At 64.9% G+C, this 23,034-nt stretch carries 20 protein-coding genes; 11 read left to right on the top strand and 9 right to left on the bottom strand.

Annotated features, from left to right (window positions below):
- The first annotated feature begins 272 nt into the window (after positions 1-272).
- From AB7878_RS02670 to AB7878_RS02655, 4 genes are all read left to right on the top strand, one after another.
- On the top strand, positions 273-3,245 hold the full coding sequence (locus AB7878_RS02670) for a hypothetical protein (RefSeq protein WP_369492873.1): 2,973 nt from the start codon (positions 273-275) through the stop codon (positions 3,243-3,245).
- Positions 3,242-4,108 (top strand): hypothetical protein, encoded by an 867-nt coding sequence (locus AB7878_RS02665; protein WP_369492872.1) that lies wholly within the window; start codon positions 3,242-3,244, stop codon positions 4,106-4,108. Before AB7878_RS02670 ends, AB7878_RS02665 begins: the two co-directional genes overlap by 4 nt.
- 402 nt (positions 4,109-4,510) lie before the next feature.
- Positions 4,511-4,792: a type II toxin-antitoxin system RelE/ParE family toxin gene (locus tag AB7878_RS02660; protein ID WP_367855088.1), complete on the top strand. Its 282-nt coding sequence runs from the start codon at positions 4,511-4,513 to the stop codon at positions 4,790-4,792.
- A 16-nt stretch (positions 4,793-4,808) separates the two neighbouring features.
- On the top strand, positions 4,809-5,099 hold the full coding sequence (locus tag AB7878_RS02655) for a HigA family addiction module antitoxin (RefSeq protein WP_369492871.1): 291 nt from the start codon (positions 4,809-4,811) through the stop codon (positions 5,097-5,099).
- 108 nt (positions 5,100-5,207) lie between these two features.
- On the opposite strand, the gene AB7878_RS02650 is transcribed toward AB7878_RS02655, so the two are convergent.
- Positions 5,208-5,852, bottom strand: a complete 645-nt coding sequence (locus AB7878_RS02650) for a glutathione S-transferase family protein (protein WP_369492870.1) — start codon at positions 5,850-5,852, stop codon at positions 5,208-5,210.
- 412 nt (positions 5,853-6,264) lie between these two features.
- On the opposite strand from AB7878_RS02650, the gene AB7878_RS02645 reads away from it, so the two are divergent.
- The gene (locus tag AB7878_RS02645) at positions 6,265-9,111 is read left to right on the top strand and encodes a pre-peptidase C-terminal domain-containing protein (RefSeq protein WP_369492869.1); all 2,847 of its coding nucleotides are present in this window, start codon (positions 6,265-6,267) and stop codon (positions 9,109-9,111) included.
- 239 nt (positions 9,112-9,350) lie between these two features.
- Here the strand turns inward: AB7878_RS02645 and AB7878_RS02640 are convergent, their stop codons facing one another.
- The 4 genes from AB7878_RS02640 to AB7878_RS02625 form a co-directional block, all read right to left on the bottom strand.
- Complete coding sequence (locus AB7878_RS02640) at positions 9,351-11,159, bottom strand: amidase (protein WP_369492868.1); 1,809 nt, start codon at positions 11,157-11,159, stop codon at positions 9,351-9,353.
- A 146-nt stretch (positions 11,160-11,305) separates the two neighbouring features.
- Positions 11,306-12,325, bottom strand: coding sequence for a hypothetical protein (locus AB7878_RS02635; protein WP_369492867.1), 1,020 nt, complete (start codon positions 12,323-12,325; stop codon positions 11,306-11,308).
- A gap of 86 nt (positions 12,326-12,411) precedes the next feature.
- Entirely contained in the window at positions 12,412-13,122 is a 711-nt protein-coding gene (locus AB7878_RS02630) for a hypothetical protein (RefSeq protein WP_369492866.1), read from the bottom strand.
- A 328-nt stretch (positions 13,123-13,450) separates the two neighbouring features.
- Positions 13,451-15,121: a tetratricopeptide repeat protein gene (locus tag AB7878_RS02625; RefSeq protein ID WP_369492865.1), complete on the bottom strand. Its 1,671-nt coding sequence runs from the start codon at positions 15,119-15,121 to the stop codon at positions 13,451-13,453.
- 508 nt (positions 15,122-15,629) lie between these two features.
- Between AB7878_RS02625 and AB7878_RS02620 the strand changes: the two genes are divergently transcribed.
- On the top strand, positions 15,630-16,433 hold the full coding sequence (locus tag AB7878_RS02620; protein ID WP_369492864.1) for a hypothetical protein: 804 nt from the start codon (positions 15,630-15,632) through the stop codon (positions 16,431-16,433).
- 186 nt (positions 16,434-16,619) lie between these two features.
- Here the strand turns inward: AB7878_RS02620 and AB7878_RS02615 are convergent, their stop codons facing one another.
- Positions 16,620-17,615 carry a hypothetical protein gene (locus AB7878_RS02615; RefSeq protein ID WP_369492863.1) on the bottom strand — a complete coding sequence of 332 codons (996 nt, stop codon included), beginning with the start codon at positions 17,613-17,615 and terminating at the stop codon, positions 16,620-16,622.
- Positions 17,616-17,881: 266 nt separating this feature from the next.
- Between AB7878_RS02615 and AB7878_RS02610 the strand changes: the two genes are divergently transcribed.
- The gene (locus tag AB7878_RS02610; RefSeq protein WP_369492862.1) at positions 17,882-18,091 is read left to right on the top strand and encodes a hypothetical protein; all 210 of its coding nucleotides are present in this window, start codon (positions 17,882-17,884) and stop codon (positions 18,089-18,091) included.
- A gap of 26 nt (positions 18,092-18,117) precedes the next feature.
- Entirely contained in the window at positions 18,118-18,795 is a 678-nt protein-coding gene (locus AB7878_RS02605) for a Rossmann-fold NAD(P)-binding domain-containing protein (RefSeq protein WP_369492861.1), read from the top strand.
- A gap of 40 nt (positions 18,796-18,835) precedes the next feature.
- Here AB7878_RS02605 and AB7878_RS02600 read toward each other — a convergent pair whose 3' ends face one another.
- The 3 genes from AB7878_RS02600 to msrB all read right to left on the bottom strand — a co-directional run bounded on the left by AB7878_RS02600 (position 18,836) and on the right by msrB (position 20,689).
- Complete coding sequence (locus tag AB7878_RS02600) at positions 18,836-19,591, bottom strand: M90 family metallopeptidase (RefSeq protein WP_369492860.1); 756 nt, start codon at positions 19,589-19,591, stop codon at positions 18,836-18,838.
- Positions 19,592-19,730: 139 nt separating this feature from the next.
- Entirely contained in the window at positions 19,731-20,243 is a 513-nt protein-coding gene (gene msrA / locus AB7878_RS02595) for a peptide-methionine (S)-S-oxide reductase MsrA (RefSeq protein ID WP_369492859.1), read from the bottom strand.
- Complete coding sequence (gene msrB / locus AB7878_RS02590; protein WP_369492858.1) at positions 20,240-20,689, bottom strand: peptide-methionine (R)-S-oxide reductase MsrB; 450 nt, start codon at positions 20,687-20,689, stop codon at positions 20,240-20,242. Before msrB ends, msrA begins: the two co-directional genes overlap by 4 nt.
- 159 nt (positions 20,690-20,848) lie before the next feature.
- Between msrB and AB7878_RS02585 the strand changes: the two genes are divergently transcribed.
- From AB7878_RS02585 to AB7878_RS02575, 3 genes are all read left to right on the top strand, one after another.
- Positions 20,849-21,808, top strand: a complete 960-nt coding sequence (locus AB7878_RS02585; RefSeq protein WP_369492857.1) for an alpha/beta hydrolase family protein — start codon at positions 20,849-20,851, stop codon at positions 21,806-21,808.
- Between the two features lie 47 nt (positions 21,809-21,855).
- Positions 21,856-22,389 (top strand): gluconokinase, encoded by a 534-nt coding sequence (locus tag AB7878_RS02580; RefSeq protein WP_369492856.1) that lies wholly within the window; start codon positions 21,856-21,858, stop codon positions 22,387-22,389.
- A gap of 74 nt (positions 22,390-22,463) precedes the next feature.
- Positions 22,464-22,997, top strand: a complete 534-nt coding sequence (locus tag AB7878_RS02575; RefSeq protein ID WP_369492855.1) for a dihydrofolate reductase family protein — start codon at positions 22,464-22,466, stop codon at positions 22,995-22,997.
- The last annotated feature ends 37 nt before the right edge of the window (positions 22,998-23,034 follow it).

The raw sequence follows: 23,034 nt of genomic DNA, 5'->3' as shown, positions 1-23,034 counted from the left end.
AGGGGTTGTCTGAGGAGGACGTGCAATGGATCTCCGAGAGGTTTGCGCGGAGCGTTGCTACAGAACAGCGTCAGGCTGTGTGCAATTTTCCGTGGAGCGCAATCTTCACGTCTTCGGTTGATCCAGGTTTTGCGCGTCGTTTCGCGACCAGGGGGCGGCAGCCAGAAGCGGTTCTTGCTGGGGGGACTTTTGCACGTGTCGCGAGAAGCAGGTCTCGGCCTCCTGTGCACTACATCTTTGGCAAGGCTGACGAGGTAGTTCCAGCATGGGCAATGCCGAAGAGGAAGCTCGAGCTCCTCAAGCGTACTCAAACCCATGCGACAGAGTTGGTCAATCGCATTCGAGAGACAGCAACATCCACTGGTGTCGTTGTCGTTCTGGGGCTCAGCGATGCCGACTGGCTTGATTTGGATGATCTTCTTGCTTCGATCGCTGATGCTACAGGCCCGAAGGTTTTATTCTTTGGTAACGGTGTCGCGGATCGTTCGGCGATAGCTGCAGAAATGGTTGGATCTGGGCAACTGATGGAGGTGATTGGCGATTTCTCGGAAGTTCTCAGTCGTCTTGAAGTCGCCGGTCGGTATAGCCCCGATCAGGCAGCTTCGCCTGATGATCCTGGACGCGTCACGCTTGGTTCTGGCGCGCTGAATATCACCCCGGCACTTCGGCTTCGTGTGGAGGCCTCGGGCAGCATTGTTGACGATGAGTGGACAGTGGAACCATCGCTCGTTAATGCGGCGGAAGCTGATATTGAGTTCCGTCGCTTCCACGGCGGTTTGGGCGGCTTTCGCCTACTGATGGAGGGCGTGCTCAAAGGGTTCTCAATAAAGCGCGAGTTTGAGAGTGACCTTTGGCGCGCGGTGCAAGCCAACCTCGATCGTCACCCGAAGTCTGACGGTACGGTTGTTTTGTACGGTCAATCCGGAACGGGAAAGACGCTAGCTCTAGCTCGAGCAGCAATCTACCTTCGGGTGCAGAGCAAGCTTCCGGTCCTCGTGGCAACCAGTAGGCTCCCTAACTACCAAGATGTCGAAGTGTTCTGCGAACAGGCGGAGAAGGCTGGGGCGGATGCGACCGTATTGATTGTGGACGCAAATCTACCCGCGCACAGGTACAAGGATTTCGCAAACGGGCTTAAGAGCCGTGGTCGGCGCATTCTGGTCATCGGGTCGAGCTACGAATCGGAAGAGTACGAGTCGAGCAATGAGTTGGGGTACGTGCATGCTCCGGTCGATTTGACGGAGGTGGAGCATCACTCACTGTTGGAGCTGGTCAGGTCGCACTGGTCGCGGGGCGCTGCAGTCAGCTTTGGGGTGGAGGACGGGAGCAACATGCTCGCTATGCTCTACCGGCATCTCTCTCCGGGGCGAGAGAAGATTACTGCTGGGCTAGCAACAGAGGCCCGACACTTCGAAAGGCAGCTACGGGAGCGAAGTAAGACGGTCCCAGTTGCTAGAGGGCTGTCGCAGCTGGCAAGCCAGTTGGTCGAACTGGGTATTGCTCCCTCCGAGGGAGGGGTCTTCGACGACCAAAACGTGCCAGATCATCTGGCGCAGGACTCTGCTGCTAAGTTGGTGGACTACGTAATGGTCGCCGGGCGGCTCAACTGCCCGGTGCCACTAAACTTGCTCATGCGGGTTCTCAGCACCAAAGCCCCAGACCTTTCACTCGAGCAAATCGCGTTTTTGTTCAGGGACCTTGACTTGTTTCGCTGGAAAACAGGTGGCGCGGAGGGGGCCGAGTTCATGCTGGCTCCTCGGCTCCAGATTGAAGCGGAGCTGATTTGTAGGCGTCGCGTTGCAGACGCCGCGCGCGAGATCGCGTACCTCGTTGATCTAATCTTGGGTGCCAGGTCGACGGGGGTTGATTCGTCCGCCGAGCGAGACTTTCTTTTTGATCTGCTTCAAAAGCTAGACAGGGATGGTCCCAGAAAGGATTCATACAAGGCTGGATACCTTGAGTTTGCGAACGCACTGAAAGCCCTGCGAGTTTCCGCTGGTGTTCGAGATGCATCATTGATGCTTCGAGAAAGTGTGTTCCGTCGACAGGCTGTCTGGTCAATAGACGGTGGTTCGGCGATTAACGCTAGCGAGCACGAGAGTCTCGAGATTCTCGACTCGGCGAGAGCGACAATTGAAGAAGCGTTAGCGCTCATTGAAGCTGGTGAAGTCAGGGCTAGTAAGCGAACTAGGCTTAATCTGACCGCGGAGCGTGCGTCCATCTATGGGTACTTGGCGGTTCAGCGACAAAAGGCGAGCGATACGGAAGGGTCGTGGTCCGACTACTTGGCAGCGCGCATTGCGAGTGCGAAGGCAATTGCGATGAGCGATGACTATCACGCGCTCGATATTGCCCTGTGGACGTCTGGGGACATGCTCAAAAGTTCGACCTTGCCTGAGGCTAGGAAAGCGGAGGTGATAGCTGAGCTCTATTCGGTTCTCGATCTGGTCGATGGACACAGTTTGAGGTCATCCCAGCGGCAAAGGTTTCTTGAAAGAAGCTCAAGGATTGCATCATTGATTGGCGATGCGGATTTGGGCGCGGATGCGGTTCGAGAGTTGGCGAGCGTGGCGCCCGCTGCTGCGATCTTCTTGGTTGCTCGAGAGATGGGCAAGCGAATGTTTGATCTCGACGCGGAAGTTGACTCGAACATGATTGAGGTTGCCAGGACTGTTTCCGAGTTCCTCCTTTCTAAGAGCGGTGGCGTTGAGACTGAGGATTTTCGGTGCTATCGCCTGCTGCTCCAATCGAAGTGGATTGAACTGACTGGCCAGAGGCTTTTTCATGAGGAGCGCGGTTCTGTTCCGGCTAATCCAGAGAGAGCTCACGAGCTGTTGGAAATAGTTCGTCGCCTCAATGAGTTGCTAGGTTCCTCTACTAGAAATCAAGAGAGGTATCTTGAGGCTGTGCTCACTTGGATTGTGGGCGACGCAGTAGCTGCCGTAGAGATGTGGAAGTCACTCTCTCGCGACACCGAGTATGAGGACCGCTCGCGGGTAGTTCGTCGCCTCGTTCTATCTGATGAGTCTGGTTCACCAAAGCGATTTGGTGGCCGCGTGGAGGGCGTTGGTCAAAGTGGTTGGAAAGTCCGTGTGACAGGGTTGAATGCGTCGGTGTCTTTGCTCGAGCATGACTTCCCGGGTGAGCAACTCGCTCCGGGTCGCGAGCTTCAAGAGTTCGGAATCGCATTCAATTACGTCGGACCCATTGCTGACCCCCTCGTTCGGCCAGCGAGGCGACGATGAACTCTGCCGATCTCTCGACGGTTTATGAGCTCATTCGGATGCGGGTCAATTCGCAAGTGAAGGGTGCGTGTCATGCCGTCTCCCTTAAACTGCCGGTTGCGCTGGATGGTGAGCTCGCCTTCTACAAGCTAGTCAACTGGGGGTTCGCGGTTTTTGCGGAGGCAGCACGTGTCCCTTTTGCGTTCTTGGCGCAGCTGCCGCCGCGATCGGAAGCCACGAGAACAAAGGACGACTTGGGTCGGCTACGGACATTTCTCTCCCACAACTTGTCCGAAGCGAGCAGGAGCGATCGGAAAGTGCTTCTTTTGTTGAACGCGTGGTTTAGGGCAGCGTGCGGTTACGAGCTGCCCACGACTGAAGAACACTTTCGTAGTTGTTGCGCCTCGCTCTATAGTCAACTCGACCAGGTCCTTCGCGGATTAGCAGAAGCTTGTCTTGCCTTGACAGACGAGATTGATGGGTCGCAATTGTCGGAGGACCTTGCCTGTCGGGTAAGCGTCGACTGGCCCGCGCATCGGTTCGACCGGGTTGTCGAGGACGCAGTTGCTCGCCTAGGGGATCCTGGTTTGGATTTGATGGAGTTTAGACGGCAACGCTTGGACGGATGGAGGAAGCAGTTAGCATTGGCACGCAAGGGTTATGAGGCCCCTTTTCTTGCAAGTGTTGTGGATCGAGATCTTTTAGATGTGTTTGAGCGAAGACTGCCATTTCAGGTGCAGAAGCTTGTTGAGCAGTTTGGGTTCGAGTCGGGCCCGCTGGTTGCATCACTATTGCTTCTGAGAAGGCTTGAGGCCAGTACCGAAGTTGAGGAGGCCCTGCGACACGCTCTGGGCGTGCTTGATAAAGGGGACGTGGCCAATTAAGCCTCGCCCTGCGGAATAAGCGTCATAGTGCATTTTCTTGGAGCTGTCGCGTACCGCGACAGCTCGGATAGCCTGTACAACCCCAGAAGCGGTCGTTCGTACGTCTGTTGGTACGCTGCATCATCTCGACGTCCCCCCGGTTTTGAGTAGCACGGCCGTTTGGAGTCCAATCCCCCAACCGAAGGAGATTGGACGTGAAGAAGCGGTTTACCGAAGAACAGATCATCGGCTTACCAGGCAAGACAAGATCCAGCATGTCGGGTGCGCATGTTTGCCCATGGACAGCGCACCGCATTCTGCGTGGCTGCTGCCTGGAAAAGGGGCCAGGGACAATGGTTGGCATTCCCGAAGTCCAGGCCATGACGATTTGCGTTATATGACGGATGGCGTTATGGTTTGCCCGTGATCAGAAACTTTGCCGACAAGGAGGCGGAAAAGATCTGGGGCGGAACGCCTTCCCGGCGCCTGCCTGCCGATATCCAATCCGTGGCGCGCCGCAAGCTGCGCATGCTGGCAAACGCTTCGGTGCTGGATGACCTGCGCATTCCTCCGGCCAATCGGCTGGAAGCCCTGAAGGGCCAACGCAAAGGACAGCACAGCATCCGCATCAACGATCAATGGCGCGTCTGTTTCCGATGGATCGACGGCGACGCCCACGACGTGGAAATCGTCGATTACCACTGACGCCAACGAGTCGATCATGAAGAGCCTGCCCAACATCCATCCCGGCGAAGTGCTGCTCGAGGAGTTCCTGACGCCCATGGGTATCAGCCAGAACGCCTTGGCGCGCGCTGCCGGCGTGCCGCCGCGCCGCATCAACGAGATCGTGCTCGGCAAGCGCGGTGTCACGGCGGATACCGCCGTGCGTCTGGCCGCTGCCCTCGGGACCAGCGAGCGCTTCTGGCTGGGGCTTCAGGCGGACTACGATCTGGAAGAGGCCCATCGGATGCTGGGCAAGGCTGTCGACCAGATTGAGCGGATTGCGGCGTGAGTACTCAAGTCCCGAGCGCTGCAAACTGAAAATTCGGGGACACGGTGCACTTTATCCGCGCCGTTTGTTGTTCGTTCTGCACTGATCCGGCCAGCTAGCCAAAAGCGGTCATTGAACAGGCGTTCTGGCGAACCATGCCTTCCTGGAGTGACAGGTCTCCATGGCGCGCCGGTAGCCGTCGCGTGCGCTGGTGCGGGCGATATAGGATTTCTCTGTTTCGCCGAGGGCGACGCCTGCACCGTGTTGCGCCAATTCCAGCGCGTACGTCACCGAAATGTCGGCGGCGGTAAACATCTCGCCGGCGAGATAGGGCGTGCGTGCCAGCTGCCGCGTCACCAGGCCCAGCCGACTTTGGAAAACGTCCAGCGCCTGACCGGCGCTCCAGTTCTGTCGCTCGGACTCCGGCGCGAAATTGCGCGCACCGACGACGAAGTAGATGGAGGCCGCCAGGCCGGCTTCGCCAAGGTGAAGGAACTGCTGATAAGCGGGGAACGCCGGATCGTGCGGGGCGGGCGCCAGCGGGGTTGGCCCGTAGCGGCCCATCAGGTATTCCATGATCGCAATGGACTCGATCATGGTGACGTCTCCGTCCCGGATCGCCGGGATGAAACCGGCAGGATTGATGGCCAGGAACTCCGGGTCTTTCTCGACGCCGGCCAGAAGGTCCACCGGCCGCAAGCGGTACGCGAGCCCCATCTCTTCCAGCAACCAGACGACCCGAAAGCCTCTGCCTTCGCCAAAGACCGTGATCATCGTGAGTCGTCCTCCTGGGGTTCGGGCTTGTCGGCCCTGCGACAGGAAGACGAACGGGGCCTTCGGAAATCGACGTCAGCCCAGCGAACGCCGGAAGAACGGGGTCAGGTTGACCCCGTCAGGCGGGGCTGATTTCGAAAGGGTGATGAGGATCACGTTTTTCCTACATCGCCTTGAGGCGGGCCTAACGATTGATAAAGGTTCGCCTGCGTAACTTGCAATGCTGGATCGGACCTGATCCATTCCCCCCGAGATGTAGACGAAGGCTTGTCGCAGGCACCCGGGGAAACGACAAGTCTTGGAGTGTTAAATGAATTTTCCCCGCAATGTTCCGGCGGGGCGTCTCGCGTGCGCCCTCGCTTCCACCCCTGCCGTTGCTTCCACCCCTGCCGTAGCCACCGATCCGCGTGCCTTGGGCAAGCCGTCCAGGTTCCTGCGCGGCGTGGGCGCAGGCGGCTGCGCCACGCTGCTGACCATGCTGCTGACCACGCTGTCCGCGAATGCTTTTGCCGCGACGGCACCCGCCGTGACCGCGGCGCATCCCCGGTTGATCCTCGATGCGCCGACCCTTTCGGCCTTGCGCCAGAACGCCGCCGCGAACACGCCCGAGTGGCAGATGCTGAAGTCGGTCTGTGACTCGTACATCGGCGGCACGGTGAATTATCCGACCGGCACCGCCTACCCGAACCTGCCCAATATCGGTTCGGGTTATCAGGGCGAGTCTTACCTGCCGGCACTGCTGTCCGAAGGGCTCTGCTATCAGACCTTGAAGACGAGCAACCCGACCGCTGCGGCCAGCTACGGTGCGAAGGCGGTCGATATCCTGATGAAGATGGCTGCGCCGTACGGCAACCAGGGTGAGAACCCGAACGTTGATGACGGCTACGCCATGCGCTTCTACGGCGTGGGCTTCGGCCTGGGCTACGACTGGCTGTACGACTTGCTGACCCCGGCGCAGCGGACGCAGGTCTACACCACCGCCAATGCGTGGGTGACGTCCTTCGAAACGAAGACGTTCGAATACAACCACCCGCAGAGCAACTACTTCGCCGGCTATTTCCACGCCAAGGCGGCCATTGCACTGGGCACCTACGGGGACAACCCCAGTGCGCCGGCGCAGTGGAACGACTGGTACACCAACCAGTTCGGCCAGCGCGTGCAACCGTTCTACGCGCAGCACCTGACCGGCGGCGGCTGGCCGGAAGGCTATGGCAACTACGCGCCGCTCGGCATCCTCAACATGAGCCTGCCCGCACGCGAAGTGATGACGGCGACCGGCACGGACATCGTCCACGCCAAGGCGGCACCGTACAGCTACCCGGTGGACAGCGCCGACTACATGATCCATTTCACCTGGCCGTCGCGTGCGTATTTCGACGACCGCGACATGAACCACGCGGATGGCTCGGCGGTCGGCATCGGGATGCCCGGCACCACGCAGGTGGGCCTGGCGGAAATGATCCTGGGCGAAATCGGATACTGGAAATCGCCCAAGGTGGGTGTATTCCACGAGTACCTCAATGAAGTCAGCACGGCCACCAATGGCTTCAATTCCTCCGATCCATGGCTGCTGTTCCTGGAGACCAATCCCGCCGCGCCCACCACATCGCTTACGTCGCTGCCGCTGTCGTACTTAGCCAGTGGCATGAACGCGGTGGCGGCGCGCTCGGACTGGGGCAACGCTGCCAGCTGGATGTCGTTCCGCGCGGGGCCGTACACCAATGCGCCGGCGCAGGGTGAGCAGTACTTCGACCAGGGCAGCTTGGCGCTGACGCAGGGCAATACTCCGCTGCTGGTCAATGCCGGCGGGTGGATGGTGCACGGGCCTACCGGCAGCGCGGACGAAGACCGCATCTACAACGACAACTACGGCAGCAGCGACGGCACGCTCTACATGGGCAACCGCCAGCTCTACAACATCTTCTACGTGTTCAACAAAAGCGGCGGCAAGATCGTCGAACCCGGCGGGCAGGCAGCGTACACAACCGAAGACAACCAGGTGCGCACGCACGTCGCGGCTTTCGAGGACGGCGGGCAGTACGTCTACACCCGCGCCGAACATATCGAGGACATGTATCGCAAGTTCTCCGCCGGCCCGGCCGTGGCGGCCTGGTCGCGCGAGGTGGTGTACCTGCGGCCGCACCGGTTCGTCGTCCACGACCGCACCACGGCCGGCAGCAGCGCCTACGACCAGTACCTGGCGTGGCATTTCCCGGCCGCCCCGACCAAGGGCTCGGCGCCAACCGGCGAGACACGGCTGGACGTGGCCTACAACGGAACCTATGCCGGCGCGATGACCTCGGTGCTTCCCGCCAATGCGACCACGACCACGGTCGGTCTGTATCCGGGCAGCAACCCGGTGAAGGTGTGGCAGGTGCAGGAGCGCGCGCCGACCGCTGGCCCCAGCCAGCAGTGGTTGAACGTGTTCGATACCTCGTCGTCGCCGACGCTCGTGGCCTCCGCCACCCCCGTCACCGTCAACGCGGGCGCCATCGTGGGCGTGAGCCTGTCGGGCAGTGACGGCAACGACGTGGTCATCAACAGCGCCGGGGCCGCCGGCACGCCCGTCAGCGGGGCCATCCGCTACACCGTGCCCGCGAATGCCGCCAGTCACGTGATCACCGAGCTGGTCCCCAACACCGGCTATTCGGTGACGGTGGCCAGCGTCAACGGACAGCAGCAGGTAAGCGTGTCGCCCGGCGGTACGTTCATGGTCAGCGCCAACGGCGTGCTTGCCTTCAACGTAAGCGGCGGCGGCACCGTGACCGCGGCTCCGCCACCCCCGCCGGCGCCTGCGCCGGCACCTGCACCTGCACCTGCGCCCGCACCCGCACCCGCACCCGCACCGGCACCCGCACCTGCACCGGCACCGGCACCGGCACCGGCACCGGCACCGGCACCCGCACCTGCACCCGCACCCGCACCCGCACCCGCACCCGCCCCGAGCGGCCAGTTGCAGAACGACAAACCCGTGACCGGCCTGAAGATCTCCACGGGTGGTGACTTGCGGTACACCGTGACGATCCCCAGCGGCGCCACCTACAGCGAGGTGATGACCGTGAACGGAACGGGCAATGCCGATCTGTACGTCAAATACGGCTCGGCGCCGACGCTGACCAGCTACGACTGCCGCTCGTACCATGCCGGCAACAACGAGCTGTGCACCTCAAGCAACCCGAAGCCTGGTACGTACTACGTCCTGGTGCATGCCCGGACCGCCGTCACCGGCCTGACCATTCGGGCCCAGTGGCTGCCGTAAAAGCGAGTGACGTCACCCTCCGGTGACGTTCTGGAAAGGGATGCTCCGCGATGGCCGGTCCGGCCATCGCGGAGCTCCGAAGCAGGCGTCAGCGTGCGCTCTCGCCAAGCTGGCGCGCACCGCGACAACCCTGGCAGGACGGACAGCGCCAGAAACGTTCGCTTGTACGTCTGCTGATACGTTGCATCTCGCTCGTCGCCTCCGCACGCTTGCGACCATCTCCCGGATCAGTCCGCGGATCAGAATCCCGGCGGCCGCTCCCCGGCCACGGCCACCTTCGCCTCCAGCGCACGACCGACGCGGCCCAGCGTACCTTCCTCGAACAGACGGCCGATCAGGGTGACGCCGTAGGGCACGCGGTGCGGCTTGGCCAGCTTCGGCAGCGGGTGTTTCGGGTCGGGCGCCCAGTCGCTGCGCACCTGGCTCACTTCCACGAAGCCGGTGCGCAAGGTGAGCGAGGGCTGGCCGGTCATGTTGGAAATCACCATCATCTCGTCGCGCAGCGAGGGCACCAGCAGCAGGTCCACCTCGCCCATCACGCGCGCCATCTCCTTCGCCACCTTGCGGCGCAGGCGGTCGGCCTGCACGAAGTCCACGGCGGAGAGGAAGCGCGATTCGCGGAACAGGTTGGGCCAGGCATCCGGGGTCTGCACGTGCATCCGGTCGGCGGCGCCGGAGAGCGTGAGCTCCTCGAAGGCGGCGGCGGCTTCGGCGAACAGCAGCACGTTGAGATCGTCGTACGGCCAGTCGGGCAGGGACACCTCGGTCGGCATCAGCCCGAGTGCGCGTAGCTGGTCGAGCGCGGCGCGGTCCAGGTCGGTGGCCGGCGCTTCCTTCATCCAGCCGGAGAAGTAGCCGACCTTCAGGCCCTTGATCGGAGCGGTCGCGTCGTAGTCCAGGTGCGCCGCCACGCTGGCGGTGTCGCCCGGGTCGGTACCGCGGATGGCGTTGAGCACCAGCAAGGTGTCTTCCACCGAGCGGGCGAGGGGGCCGAGCTTGTCCATCGTCCAGCACAAAGTCATGGCGCCGGTGCGCGGCACGCGGCCGTAGGTGGGGCGCAGGCCGGTGGTGCCGCAGCGCATGCACGGGCTGATGATGCTGCCCTGGGTTTCGCTGCCGATGGCGAACGCCACCAGGCCGGCCGCCGTGGCCGAGGCGGGACCGGCGCTGGAGCCGGAGGCACCTTCCAGCAGCAGCCACGGGTTCATGGTCTGGCCGCCGAACCAGATGTCGTTGAGCGCCAGCGCGCCCAGGCTCAGCTTGGCCACCAGCACTGCGCCGGCCTCGTTGAGCTTGCGGGTGACCGCGCCGTCGTCCTTCGGCACGCGGTGGCGGAACGGCTCGGCGCCGTAGGTGGTGGCGATGCCGGCGGTGTCGAGCAGGTCTTTCGCGCCCCACGGGATGCCGTGCAGCGGGCCGCGATAGTGGCCGGCGGCGATTTCCTTGTCCGCCTGCGCGGCCTGCGCCAGCGCGTGGTCCTCGCACAGCGTGATGACGCAGCGCAGTTGCGCGTCGAAGCGCTTCAGACGTTCGAGGTAGATCCTGGTCAGCCGGGTGGAGGTGAGCTTGCGCGCGCGGAGCCACGCGCCGAGCTGGGCGACGGAGGCGAAGGCGATGTCCTCGTCCTTGGCCGGCAGCGGCGTGGCCGCCATTCTGGACGGCACGAAGCGATCATGCGTGGGGCCGACATGCGCACGGCCCATCGCCGGGAACCAGGTGGTGGCCGGCGCCAGCCCTTCCTCCAGCGCCACCTTGCGCGGACCGGTGCGGCGCTCCAGCAGCGCCGCCATGGAGGTGGGCCAGTTGGCCACCGCCATCTCGCGCTGCGCCTCGGTCATGCTCACCTGCGCCAGCTTCTCCGCCTCGACGAAGGTGGTCGTGGTGAGCTTCGGCCCCACCGGCGGCGCGGTGTTGAAGGCACCGGGCGAACCGGGCGGCGGCGTGGTCGGGGCGGGGTTCTGCCCGGTCTGCGCCAAGGCACTGCCAGCCACCACGGCACCCAGCAGGCCCAGCGGCGCCTGGGTGAGGAAATCGCGACGAGTCTTCATGATTCTCCCCGATGCGCTCCGCAGCGGGAGCGCGTTGCTGTCGAATCCGGCGAGGATGCGGCCCGGAAAAAGATGTCGGAGCCTCTCGATCGTCGCCGGACGGAGCCGTGACTCGCCTTGACCCCGACTTGCGGCGAGTGCCGTGTTTACATCGAGGCCGGAGATGCCGGTGCCGATGCTGCCGCAGCGGGCGGCGCAGCCGTGGTCGCGCCTGCGGGTTGCGCTGATTGTGCGTCCCCGGACGCGTATTGCGCGACCTGCAGGGTGAACGGTGCTTGTTGCCCAGCCGGGATCGCCGCCGGATCGACATACACCTGGATCGTGTAGGTCGTCGCCGTCGCAACCAAATTGGACCACGTGTTCGTCCCGCTTGTGCTCGTGTCGATCAGGTTTTTGTCGGCGGTCTGGTCATTCACCTTGAAGTGCAACTGGGGGTTGCTCGCGACGAGATTGATCTTGACCGCCATACCCGCCGCAATGGAAACGGTGAAGTCGTGTGCGGGAGCGCCGGAAGCCAGGCTCCCGGCTTGTACCGACCATGGCTGGTTGGCCTGGAACGTCATTGCGGTCGTCGGCGGCTTCAGGTCTGCGGCCCCGTATTGCCCGACCTGCAACGCATATTTCGCGGTTTCCCCGCGCTTTACCGCATCAGGGGCCATGTAGACCTGGATCGCGTACGTGGTGGCTGTCGCATTCGGGGACGACCAGGTGGAGACTCCTGTTTCATGGGAATCCAGCAGTTGTTTGCCGTGGGTCTGGTCGTTCACCTTGAAATACACGTTTGCATTGTTGCTGTGGAGGTTGACCTGCAATGTCTTGCCCGCCGCTATCGCCACCGTGTAATCGTGCGAGCTGCCGGAGTGGTCGAGGTTGCCGATTTCCTGCGCCCACACGCTGTTTGCCGCGAAGGTCACCGTGTCCGGCGTGGCGGCGAAAGCAGGCAGTGACATGCAGGCAACGGCGATGCCGAGACTCACCCCCATGGCGGTGCTGCGGAGAAAATGGAAACGTGGCATGTATGGAATCCTCGCGTTGTCTGGGATGCGGTTGTCAAACAGGGAAAAGGTGTCGGAAACACTCTGGCAACGGTTGGGGCTTGGGACGAGGCTGCCGTTGAGTTTGTGCCGATGGTCGCTGGAAGGTTGGAACGGAATGCTGCCACGCATGGTCTGGCTTCCGCGTTTCGAGCTTCCCGACATTCAAGCAAGTTGTCCCTGACACTGTATTTGCTCTGCTCTGGTATCTCGGACTTTCACCGGGCCTTCTGCGTCAGCGCCTTGCTGAGCAACATCTCGTAGAGCTGGATCCGTAGCCTGACGTTGATTTGCAGCACACTCAGCCAGTAGCCAAAAACCAGCGCAAAGATCAGGCCGACCTCCAGCCAGCTGGGATGAGGCGGCCAGTGCATATCCTTGAACTGCAGGTAGAGCGCGATGACGATGGGCAGGGCGCCAAGTTTCTCGATACTGCCGGTGAGCATGGGGAGTTTCTCCTTCATGCGCGCGTGCCGGTAGGTGATGAACTCGCTCAGCTTTTCGCGTTGGTCGAGCGGAAAGGTGCGTAGCCAGTCGACAAGCTTCAAGTGCTCAGGGAAATCGAAATCCAGTTCAGCCGCGAATTCGCGTCGCTCGCCGGCGAATGTCGGCCACTTCCTGGGCATCTCGGAGAGGACGAGGACAATACCTCCGGCGATCTCAACGGCTACACCTGACGAGCCGAGGATGAGCGTCCAGGTTGCGTTACCCGGAAGCAGCCTGACGCTGAGCAGGGCAAACAGTGCGCCCGCAATGACGGCTGCGAACCCCCACCTGGCTCTCAACGGCAGGATCGTCGAAGCCTCTGGAAATTTGGGCAGCGCGTCGATCTTTGCGTTCAATGCGGCGAACGTGAGTTGCGGTGACTCCAACACGTCCGGATGCATCACTTCACTTGCTTCGATGCTTCCTTCCATGTGCATGGCCATGCCTTCCCCCGGGTCAACGCAACTTGCGGACCATACGCCGGCCTGGTGCCGTTCGCCATATCGCGGGCTGGCGTGGGAATGCCGCCACCGGGCGAAGTTGGGTGCCGTCGGGGCCAAGTGATCCTTGCCCTTTGGGGGGATAGTTCGCGGTGGCGATGGCGCGCAAGGCAGGGCGCTTGCAAATCCGCAGTCGCTGCATCGAGTGCTGCCCGGTTCGTGCGTGGCTGGTGGCCCAGCCGCGCATGGGTCGAGGCAAGGACGGGACGCCTCGCCGGCCCGTCCACTCGGCAGGCCCCCACTGCGCCCGCATCGTCCCTGACGCTTGCTGTCAGTACCGCGCCGCCGTCAGCGGCGCATCGGCCCACTGCCATGCGACCGCCTGCCGCTGCGAGGTTTCGCGCGCGGCGTCGGCCTGCCCGAGTTTCTGCTGGGCTTGCGCCAGGCCGAACAGCGACCAGCCATTGAGCGGGTAGGTCTTCAGATCCTGATTGAATGCCTCCGCCGCGCCGCTGGCGTCGCCCGCTTCGAGCAACGCGGCGCCCAGGTAGGGGCGGACCGGCAGCGGCCAGTCGGCCGGCTCGTTGTAAGCCAGGGCGTCCTCGGCGGCGGCCGCTTCGCGCAACGTGGCGATGGCTTGTGCGCGCTCGCCCTGCGCACGCAGCAGTTCGCCGCGCAGCAAGGCATCGGCGACCCGCAACACGCCGTCGGCATGGTTGATGTCGAAGAAGCTCACCTTCGCCATGGCCGGATCGATGGCGGCCGCATGCAGGGCGTCGGCTTCGTGCGCGGCCTCGGCCAGAGCGCCCTTGCGCAGGTGCGCCATGCCGCGGGCGAAGTACCGGATCGCGGCCGGGTACGGCGGTTCCGGCGGCACGGCGGGATCGGCGAGGATTGCGTCCCAGTCCCCGAAGCGGACTTGGGTGAACAGCGGCGTGACCACGTACTGCTGCATGAACGCCATCGGCGCCTCGCCCATCACGGCGCGGTCGGCGCGCCGGGCGGTCTGCTCCGCCGCGTGCAGCGCCAGTGTGCGCGAGCCGGTCAGGCCCGTCGTCATCGTGGCGAAGTGCCAGTTGTGCGGCACGTAGCCCAGCGGGTAGACCCCGTTGCTGCCGTGGCACACCGCGAGGAAATCCGTGTCTGCGGTGGCGGCGGCGAGGTTGGTCAAGGTCGCGTCGTGGTAGCGGCCGACGCGGATGTAGACGTGCGCGGGCATGTGCACCAAGTGGCCCGAACCGGGCGCCAGCGCCGCCAAGGCATCGGCGTAGGGTTCGGCGCGCTGCGGCTCGGGCGAGGACTCGGTGGCGTGGATGTAGTAGTGCATGGCGCCGATGTGGCGCGGGTTGCGCGCCAGCACGCGTTCCAGTTCGCCGAGCAGGCGCGGGGTGAACTCGGCCGGGGCGCCGTCCTTTTCCCAGTACGCCCAGGGCGAGAGATCCATCAACGCCTCCGCGTACAGGGTCGCCGCGTCGTCGTCCTCGGGAAACTGCGCGACCACGCGCGCCATCGCGTCGGCGTAGGCGCGGTCCAGCGGTTTGCGGTCCTCCGGCGCCGGGTCGGCGTAACGCAGCTGCAGCGCCTGGATCAAAGCCCGGTCGACCGGGCGCGCCGTGGCGGCCAAGCTCGCTGCGCGTGCAGCGAGGGCGGTGGCGTCCTTCGCGTGCGCCGGGTCCATCGGCAGGTTGATGTTCGGCCCCAGCACCAAGGCCTGGCCCCAGACACACATCGCGCATTGCGGGTCCAACCGCGCCGCCTCGGCGAAGGCGCGCCCGGCCGCCTCGTGGTTGAAGCCGTAGGCCATGCGCAGGCCCTGGTCGAAATAACGCTGGGCGGCGGGCACGCGGCTGGCCACATCGTGGTGCAGGTCGCCGAAGGTATCGAACAGGGGCAGGGCGGTGGCTTCGGGGGCGGCTGCGGTGTCACCGGCCGCCTTCGGCGCCGGATCGCAGCCCACCAGCAGGACCGCCAGCAGTGGCAGCAGCAGGGATCGACGGATCATCGTGGTTCTCCCGTGGTCGGTTGCGCGGACAAGGACAGGGGGAAACAGGGACAGGGTAGCCCGAGTCTGCGGGGCTGTGGCGCCCGGGTTCCGCCTGCCGCGGCTGGCTGGTTCGCCTGAGGCCGGTTCGTCCACACCTTCCACGTTCGCATTGTCCCTGACAGCTTTTTGGCCGTTTAGCCGGCTGTTGCGGGAGCGGTGCGGAAAGCTCACCATGCCGCGGCACGCCGTGCGTCACGTCGACTTCGTTGTCGGGAAAGAGGGGTGCTTTCCGGCCGGGTGGAGTCGATGGGGGGGCGGTGGAGGCGTTGTGGCCGGAATGGTCCGGCGGGGCAGTGAGGGTGAAGTACCAGCTTTGAGGGAGGCACGAACGCCACGTTCCCCTGTTTCCGGGGGAACACTGGCGGAGCGTGCCATCGGGCTCGTCTGCGCTCCCGGCATCATGCTCGGCATGGTGCCGGCCCAGGTCGAGCCATCCGTTGCGGAAAGTGCTGACAGGGGATGTGTCATGGCCACGAACTACGCGCAACCGCTTTATTCGCCTGCCAGGCCGCTTGCCCTGGCGATCGACCGCTGGATCTGGGTCTTCATGGCGGCCTTCTTCATCGCCGTCACGCTGACCGGGTTCATCCCGGACGCGATCATGAAGGTCGAAATGGTGCGGGCCGGTGCCAGGCCGCCGTTCCCGCCTGTCCTGCACGTGCATGCCGTGCTCATGGGGGCTTTCCTGCTGGTGCTGCTCGCCCAGGCCTGGCTGATGGCGACGGGCCGGCGCGATCGGCACATGCTGCTGGGGCGCGCGGCTTTCCTGCTCGTTCCGACCATCGTCGTGGTCGGTTTCATCCTTGTCCCGGCGATCTACCAGCAGGTCTGGCACGGAGCCCAGACAGCACCGCCGCCGGTGCAGGAAAAGCTGCGGCAGACGCTGCTGTTCCTGGACAACATCGCGTTGTTCCAGATCAGCGCCGGCACCCTCTTTCCCATCTGCATCTGGCTGGCCTTGCGCGCGCGGCGCACCGACCCGGGCTTCCACAAGCGGATGATGTTCCTCGCGGTGGCCGTCCCGTTGTCGGCGGGGATCGACCGTATCGCCTGGCTGCCGACCACTGGGCCGGCCAGCCCGCTTTCGACCCTGCTTTACGTGCCGCTGGTGGTGTCGCCGATCTTCCTCTGGGACGTGGTCAGGCATCGGACGGTACACCGGGCGTACCTGGTCTGGCTGGGCTTGTATCTGCCCTTCGCCATCGCCGTCTATTTGCTGTGGGACACGCCGGGGTGGCACGCGCTGGTGCCGCGGATGCTGGGGCCGTGAGCAAGAAACAGCTGGCACTTTTTGTCGAAATCAGGAAGGTTTGCAACCGGCGCCGCAGGTACGTGGTTGCTTGCCGTACGCCCGACCTGCGGCTACCCGGCTGCAAGCCTTCCTGATCTCACGCGACTATCTGCGACTGCCGGCACGCACCGTGGTTCCCGGATGGAAAACACCGGGAAGCGCACATCAGTGCAAACCCACGCTCGCGGAAGCCGCCGGCGTGGACGACTCGGCCGCTGCGCGCCTTGATGTATCGGCCGGGCACCAGGTCTTGAGGCGCTTGCCTGCGCGGAACAGATCGATGCATTCACGCATCTCGGCCTTGAAGGCCAGGTCGGGCGTATCTGTCGGACAGCCGTACGACAGTGGCTTGGTGTCGTTGTACTCGGCGATGCAGGTCGACAGCGGCGGCGACTGGATCGGGTGCGGGTCGCCGACCAGCGACGGCGGCGGCAGGTTGAGGCGCTCGTCGCCTTCCTTGGGCGAAGGGGGTATGGGAGGCACGCCGCACAGCAGGTTGGAAGCCGTACTGCGCTTGGTGGGATCGCACACGCTTTTGGCGATCGCCTTGATCGCATCGCCGATATGGCGACCCACCGCGCCACCGGCCGTCTCGTTCGGCGGCGGGAAATATTTTTCGAAACGGGTGGCCTTGTAGTGCATGCGGTTGCTGTCGTGCTGCATGATCCGGCGGTCGTCCGCGGGCTTGGCCGGTTTGGCCTTGGCGTTGGTGCTTGCCGAGTAGTCCGTCACCGCGGGCGGTAGCCGTATCGAGCCATCCTTGGCGAACAGACTGCTGGCGGCCGGCGTGGAAGCTGCCGGCGCAGGTGCCGCTTGATGATCCTGCACGACCATCGCGTCACGACGAGGCTTCTCCTGCGACACGGGGCGCACGCGTGGGGTTGCCGTCTGCCGCGGCGGCACCAACTGGGGCAGCGCGGGTGGTGCAGGCGGCGGCGTGCTGACATGATCCAGCAGGCGCACGACCAGCACCTGATCGCCATCGACAGGCACCAGCGCCAGGTACTGCGGCCTGAGCTGCACCGCGTACCACAGCATCAGTACGAACAGTGCGTGCAGCGCCAACACCAAAGCCAGCACGAGCACCCGCGCCTGGCGCGTCAGCGCCGGCTGTCGCCAGCCTTGGTGACCCAAGGTCGCGCGCGTATCGCTGTCGAGCAAGGCCAGACCGCGCGCACGATCGCCCTCCCGTTGATGTCGGCCCTGCCCGGAACGTTCGATGACACCGCCTCATTCAAGCCAACTACCCATACAAAACCTGCGCCTGCCGTCTGCGCGTGTTCCGGCCAGCCGCCGGTAGACAGGTTCCTTCGTCCGGGGTTCCCCCATCGAGGGAGCCGGGGACGGGGCCGAGGTTGAATGCCCTCTGGCTTGGTGTCTGGGGCGTCGCGGCCGCTCGGGTCGGTGCAGGCGAGTGTCTCCGCGCCATGGCCGAAAGCGTTTGCTTCCAGGGCGCGTTCCTGCCGCGGGTGCTGGCGGATGGCGATCGATGCGTCATCGCCGGCGCCTTGTTTGAGCCACGCCCGGCAGGTATCGGCGAGCACCCGCGGCGCTCCCATCGCGACGAAGCAGGGCACGGTGTCCTCAACGAGTCTTCGCAACATGCCAGGTTGGCGCGCATGCTGGCGGCGAACTAACGCATCACTCAGGCAGGGCATTGCTCATGAAGCAGAATTTCGCCGCAATCGTCCTCGGTGGTACCGGGCAAGTCGGTGGTGCCGCCGTCGCGGAGCTGTTGGCCATTCCGGAATGCCGGGAAGTGGTGATGGTCACCAGAAAGCCCATTGCGGCACGATCGAGGGTGCGCAACGTCGTTCTCGATACCGGCGCTGCCGACTTCGCCGGGCGCACTGCCGCCCTTGCCCGCGAAGTTTCCAGCCAGGGTCCCGTCAGCGCGGTGAGCTGCGTGGGTGTCGGTTCGGGATCGGCACGCTGGAGCGAAGAAGCATTGCAACGGCTTGAACTCGGCGTCGTCGGCGCCTTTGCGCGCGGCTGCCGTGACGCCGGCATCGCCCAGTTTTGCCTGCTTTCCGCAGCAGGAAGCTCAGCCCGCAGCCGGTTTCGCTATGCCCGCGTCATGGGCATGAAGGAAGACACCGTGCGCAACATCGGCTTTGCCCGTCTCGCCATCTTTCGCCCCGGCATCATCGTCGGCAACGCCCATACCCCGGCCTGGGTCGGTTGGTTGGGAAGCATCGTGCCCGGGTCGTTCGGCACTATCGATCAGCGGATACTCGGTCGCTCGATCGCCGCAGAGGTGGCTTTGCACCATCGGGAAGTTGGCCAAGTCATCTACGAAAATGCAGCGATGAAAAAACTCGCTGCGCGGGTTCAAGGTTAGCCAGCCCGGTCGGAACCCCTTGCGCGTGAACGTTGGGCGCTCAGAACGGGTGTTGCCGGTAAAACTGCTCAAGCTGTCGATAGACGTCCGGCAGATGCTCGCGCAAGGTGGCCGGTGCCTCGAAAAACTGCTCGCTGGCCACCGCGAAGAATTCGGCCGGGCTCTCCAGCGCATACGGGTCGATCGGCAACTCGACTCCGTCGCGCCGGTCTGCCTGCAGGCGATCCCATGCGCCCGAGAAGACCCGCGTCCACACGCGGCGGTCCATGCGCCGGTGCAGGGGCGGGAAACCGTTGGCGTCGCCGTTGAGCATGTCGAGCTTGTGCGCCATTTCGTGGACGACCACGTTGTGGCCCGGCCGCGTTCCGCCATGCAGCACATCCGCCCACGAGACGATCACCGGCCCGCGTCCCCACGCCTCGCCGGCCATCACGGTGTGGGTCTGGTGTTCCACACCGGCGGCGTCGGTTTGCGTGCGGCCGGGAATGAACGCGCCGGGATAGACGATGAGGCTGTGCCAGCCGTCGTACCAATCGAGACCCAGTTTCAGGATGGGCAGGCAGGCGTGGGTCGCGAGGAGCACGCGGTCGGCGTCGTCCAGTTCCAGCCCCTTGACCGGCTCCAGCGACTTGCTTTCCAGGAACAGCGTCGCCAGCACGCGCAACGTGGCCTGGTCGGAGGCGCCCAGCCGGCGTGCGGGCGCGCAGCGCCGCAATGCGTCCCGCCAAAGTGCCTCTGCGATCGGGCGCCGGGCAACGATGCGCCGTGCGCGCCAGTTTCTGATCTTGTTGAACATGCTCGGCCGGGATCCATCGTCGGGAACGTGGCGGATCGAGCCCCGCCCTGCGTGCCAGGACACCGGGCGGGGTTCGATGGGTCGGTTCGCGGCATGCGCCGTCATGGCCGGCCACGCGTGCGGCTGGCGACGGTGCGATTCAGCGGGCCGCGGCCTCCTTGTGCGGCAGGCGCCAGTCCGGCCGCGGGTAGTGGCAGGTGTAGCCGTCGGGGTAGTGCTGCAGGTAGTCCTGGTGCTCCGGTTCGGCCTCCCAGAAATCGCCCGCGGGCGCGATTTCGGTCACCGCCTTGCCCGGCCACAGGCCGGAGGCGTCCACGTCGACGATGGTTTCCTCGGCGATGCGTTTCTGCGCATCGCCGGTGTAGAGGATCATCGAGCGGTACGAGCTGCCGCGGTCGTTGCCCTGCCGGTTCGGTGTACTGGGGTCGTGGATCTGGAAGAAGAATTCCAGCAGCGCGCGGTAGCTGGTGCGCGCGGGGTCGAACACGATCTCCACCGCCTCGGCATGCGTGCCGTGGTGGCGGTAGGTGGCGTTCGGCACGTCGCCGCCGGCGTAGCCCACGCGGGTGGAGAGCACGCCCGGTTGCCGGCGGATCAGCTCCTGCATGCCCCAGAAGCAGCCGCCGGCGAGGATGGCACGTTCGCTGCTCATCGCGCGCCCTCCACCTGGTCGAGGTAGCGGCCGTAACCTTCGGCCTCCATGTCCTCGCGCGGGATGAAGCGCAGCGAGGCGGAGTTGATGCAGTAGCGCAGGCCGCCGCGCTCGCGCGGGCCATCGGGGAAGACGTGGCCGAGGTGGCTGTCGCCGTGCGCGGAGCGCACCTCGGTGCGGATCATGCCGTGCGAGGTGTCGCGCAGTTCCTGCACGCTGGCCGGCTCGATCGGCCTGGTGAAGCTGGGCCAGCCGCAGTGCGAATCGAACTTGTCGGAGGACGCGAACAGCGGCTCGCCGGACACCACGTCGACGTAGATGCCGACCGCCGAGTGGTGCAGGTATTCGCCGGTGCCGGGGTGCTCGGTGGCGCCCTGCTGGGTCACCCGGTATTGCTCGGGGGTGAGCCCGGCCAGCGCCTCGGGCGTCTTGCGGTAGGTGGTCATGGCGATCTCCGGCGGCGGGACTATGTCGTAGATGGTGGCGTTTGCGGCGACCTAAAGTGGCTGCCGTCGCATGGGCCGGAACCGACCCGTTTTTTGCTACAGTCCGCCGACCGTGCCACGGGCGCAGCGGCGCCCGGCGGCCACCTGGGGAGATCCGCCATGCATCGCGCTGCGACCACCATCGCCTTCTCGCTTGTTCTCGCCAGCGTCCTCGGCCTGGCGCCTACGCCGCTGCACGCGCATCCGGCGACGGACAACCACATCGTCGCCGCCCCCAAGGGCGGCGACCGGGCGGAGATGCAGACGATGCAGATCCCCAGCCATGGTGCGCTGATGAATGCGCTGGTCTATGTCGCCGCCGGCGCCGGGCCGCATCCGGCGGTGATCCTGCTGCACGGCTTCCCCGGCAACGAGCGCAACCTCGACCTGGCGCAGGACATGCGCCGCGCGGGCTGGGACGTGCTGTATTTCAACTACCGCGGCTCGTGGGGCACGCCGGGCGACTTCTCGTTCTCGCACGGCATCGAGGACACCACGGCCGCGCTGGCCTACCTGCGCCAGCCCGGCGTCGCCGGCAAGCTGCGACTCGACCCGGGCCGCATCGTGCTGATCGGCCACAGCATGGGCGGTTTCATGGCGGTGGAGGGGGCGGCCCGCGATCCGGCCATCAAGGCCTTCGCCACGATTTCCGCCGCCGACCTCGGCGGGCGCATGCAGTCACTGCGGGCCACGCGGGGCGAACGCGAGGCGATCGCCCGCGCCGGCGCGGGGCTTGCCGGCGAAGGTATGGCGCCGCTGGCCGGCTGCACCCCGGAAGGCCTCGCCCGCGAATTGCTGCAGCACGCCGCCGACTGGTCGTTCCAAGCCAGCGTCGGCACCTTGAAGAACCGCAGCGTGCTTGTGGTCACCTCGGACGATGGCCTGGCCGCCGAGAACGACGCGTTCGCCGCCGCCTTGCGCAAGGCGGGCGACACCCGCGTGAGCACCACGCACCTGCCGACCGACCATGCCTATTCCGACCAGCGCCTCGAACTGTCGAAGACGGTGCTGGCCTGGTTGGCGGCCTTGCCGAACCAGGCCCACGCGGCAGAGAGTGTGGCGCCCCCGCGCGGACCGTGATCCGTGGACAGGCGCAACGGGTCGATCCGTTCTTCCGGAGCCGCGTCTTGCAGGCGAACCTGATGCCGGCATCGCCGACGATCGTCGTGATGGGCGTCTCCGGCAGCGGCAAGAGCCATGTCGGCGCCGCGCTGGCGCGTGCATGCGGCGTGGACTTCGTGGAAGGCGACGGGCTGCATCCCGCGGCGAACATCGCGAAGATGAGCGCCGGCATCCCGCTGGACGACGCGGATCGCCGGCCATGGCTAGAGGCGATCGCCGCCGCGATCGCGACGCACCGCGGGCAGGGCGCGGTGTTTGCCTGCTCCGCGTTGCGCCGCGCCTACCGCGATGTGCTGCGTGGAGCGGACCCGGCATTGCGCCTGCTCTATCTGCGCGTACCGCACGACGAACTCGCGCGCCGACTGCGCGCGCGGCAGCATTTCATGCCGGCGAGCCTGCTCGACAGCCAGTTGGCGACGCTGGAGGAACCCGCCGCGGACGAGCGCGCGGTCGTGCTGGAAGCCGGTGCCGACCTGGCTGCCACGGTCGCCATGGCCAGGCACGCACTGTCGATGCCGGCGCCGCCGGCCCGAGGCTGAGAACCTTTCCGGTCCCTTGTCGAGTTCGGGCCCGTCCGTTCGTCGTGACGGTAAGACCAGAGTGGAGATTTCCGATGGCGAAGCTCGTGTTCGAAATGAACCAGTCCCTGGACGGCTACGTCGACCACCAAGCCTTCGGGCCTCCCGATCCGTCGCTCTTTCGTCACTTCACGGAGCGGGTACGCGACCTGGCGGGCATGGTGTACGGTCGCGGCATGTACGAGGTCATGCGCTACTGGGACGACGACCTTCCGGATTGGGACGCGGCGGAACGCGACTACGCGGCGGCATGGCGCAGCCAGCCGAAGTGGGTCGTGTCGCGCACGCTGACGTCGGTCGGCCCGAACGCCACCCTGGTCGCCGATGACATCGAAGCGACGCTGCGGAAACTGAAGAGCGAACTCGCCGGCGAAATCGAAGTCGCCGGACCGGGCCTCGCGCACAGCCTGGCCGACCTTGGCCTCATCGACGAGTATCGGATCTACCTCCACCCCGTCGTGCTTGGCCGCGGCAAGCCGTTCTTCGCGGGCCCGCGACCGCGGCTGCGCCTCGTGGCCACCGATTTGGTCATCGAGGACGTGATCAGGCTGACCTACGTTCCTGCCTGATGGCGCGATGCGATCGGCGCCGGCGAGCCCGCGACAC

It is taken from the genome of Rhodanobacter humi, from assembly GCF_041107455.1.
Classification (GTDB): domain Bacteria; phylum Pseudomonadota; class Gammaproteobacteria; order Xanthomonadales; family Rhodanobacteraceae; genus Rhodanobacter_A.
The sequence above is the reverse complement of the archived record's forward strand: the minus strand, read 5'-3'. Positions and strand labels throughout refer to the sequence as shown.

Bases quoted from the DNA above. Each gene is read 5' to 3' on its own strand.
- AB7878_RS02670 (WP_369492873.1), top strand. From the start codon at position 273: ATGCCGAAGAGGAAGCTCGAGCTCCTCAAGCGTACTCAAACCCATGCG.
- AB7878_RS02665 (WP_369492872.1), top strand. From the start codon at position 3,242: ATGAACTCTGCCGATCTCTCGACGGTTTATGAGCTCATTCGGATGCGG.
- AB7878_RS02655 (WP_369492871.1), top strand. From the start codon at position 4,809: ATGAAGAGCCTGCCCAACATCCATCCCGGCGAAGTGCTGCTCGAGGAG.
- AB7878_RS02650 (WP_369492870.1), bottom strand. From the start codon at position 5,852: ATGATCACGGTCTTTGGCGAAGGCAGAGGCTTTCGGGTCGTCTGGTTG.
- AB7878_RS02640 (WP_369492868.1), bottom strand. From the start codon at position 11,159: ATGAAGACTCGTCGCGATTTCCTCACCCAGGCGCCGCTGGGCCTGCTG.
- AB7878_RS02635 (WP_369492867.1), bottom strand. From the start codon at position 12,325: ATGCGTGGCAGCATTCCGTTCCAACCTTCCAGCGACCATCGGCACAAA.
- AB7878_RS02630 (WP_369492866.1), bottom strand. From the start codon at position 13,122: ATGGCCATGCACATGGAAGGAAGCATCGAAGCAAGTGAAGTGATGCAT.
- AB7878_RS02625 (WP_369492865.1), bottom strand. From the start codon at position 15,121: ATGATCCGTCGATCCCTGCTGCTGCCACTGCTGGCGGTCCTGCTGGTG.
- AB7878_RS02620 (WP_369492864.1), top strand. From the start codon at position 15,630: ATGGCCACGAACTACGCGCAACCGCTTTATTCGCCTGCCAGGCCGCTT.
- AB7878_RS02610 (WP_369492862.1), top strand. From the start codon at position 17,882: ATGGCCGAAAGCGTTTGCTTCCAGGGCGCGTTCCTGCCGCGGGTGCTG.
- AB7878_RS02605 (WP_369492861.1), top strand. From the start codon at position 18,118: ATGAAGCAGAATTTCGCCGCAATCGTCCTCGGTGGTACCGGGCAAGTC.
- AB7878_RS02600 (WP_369492860.1), bottom strand. From the start codon at position 19,591: ATGTTCAACAAGATCAGAAACTGGCGCGCACGGCGCATCGTTGCCCGG.
- msrA (WP_369492859.1), bottom strand. From the start codon at position 20,243: ATGAGCAGCGAACGTGCCATCCTCGCCGGCGGCTGCTTCTGGGGCATG.
- msrB (WP_369492858.1), bottom strand. From the start codon at position 20,689: ATGACCACCTACCGCAAGACGCCCGAGGCGCTGGCCGGGCTCACCCCC.
- AB7878_RS02585 (WP_369492857.1), top strand. From the start codon at position 20,849: ATGCATCGCGCTGCGACCACCATCGCCTTCTCGCTTGTTCTCGCCAGC.
- AB7878_RS02575 (WP_369492855.1), top strand. From the start codon at position 22,464: ATGGCGAAGCTCGTGTTCGAAATGAACCAGTCCCTGGACGGCTACGTC.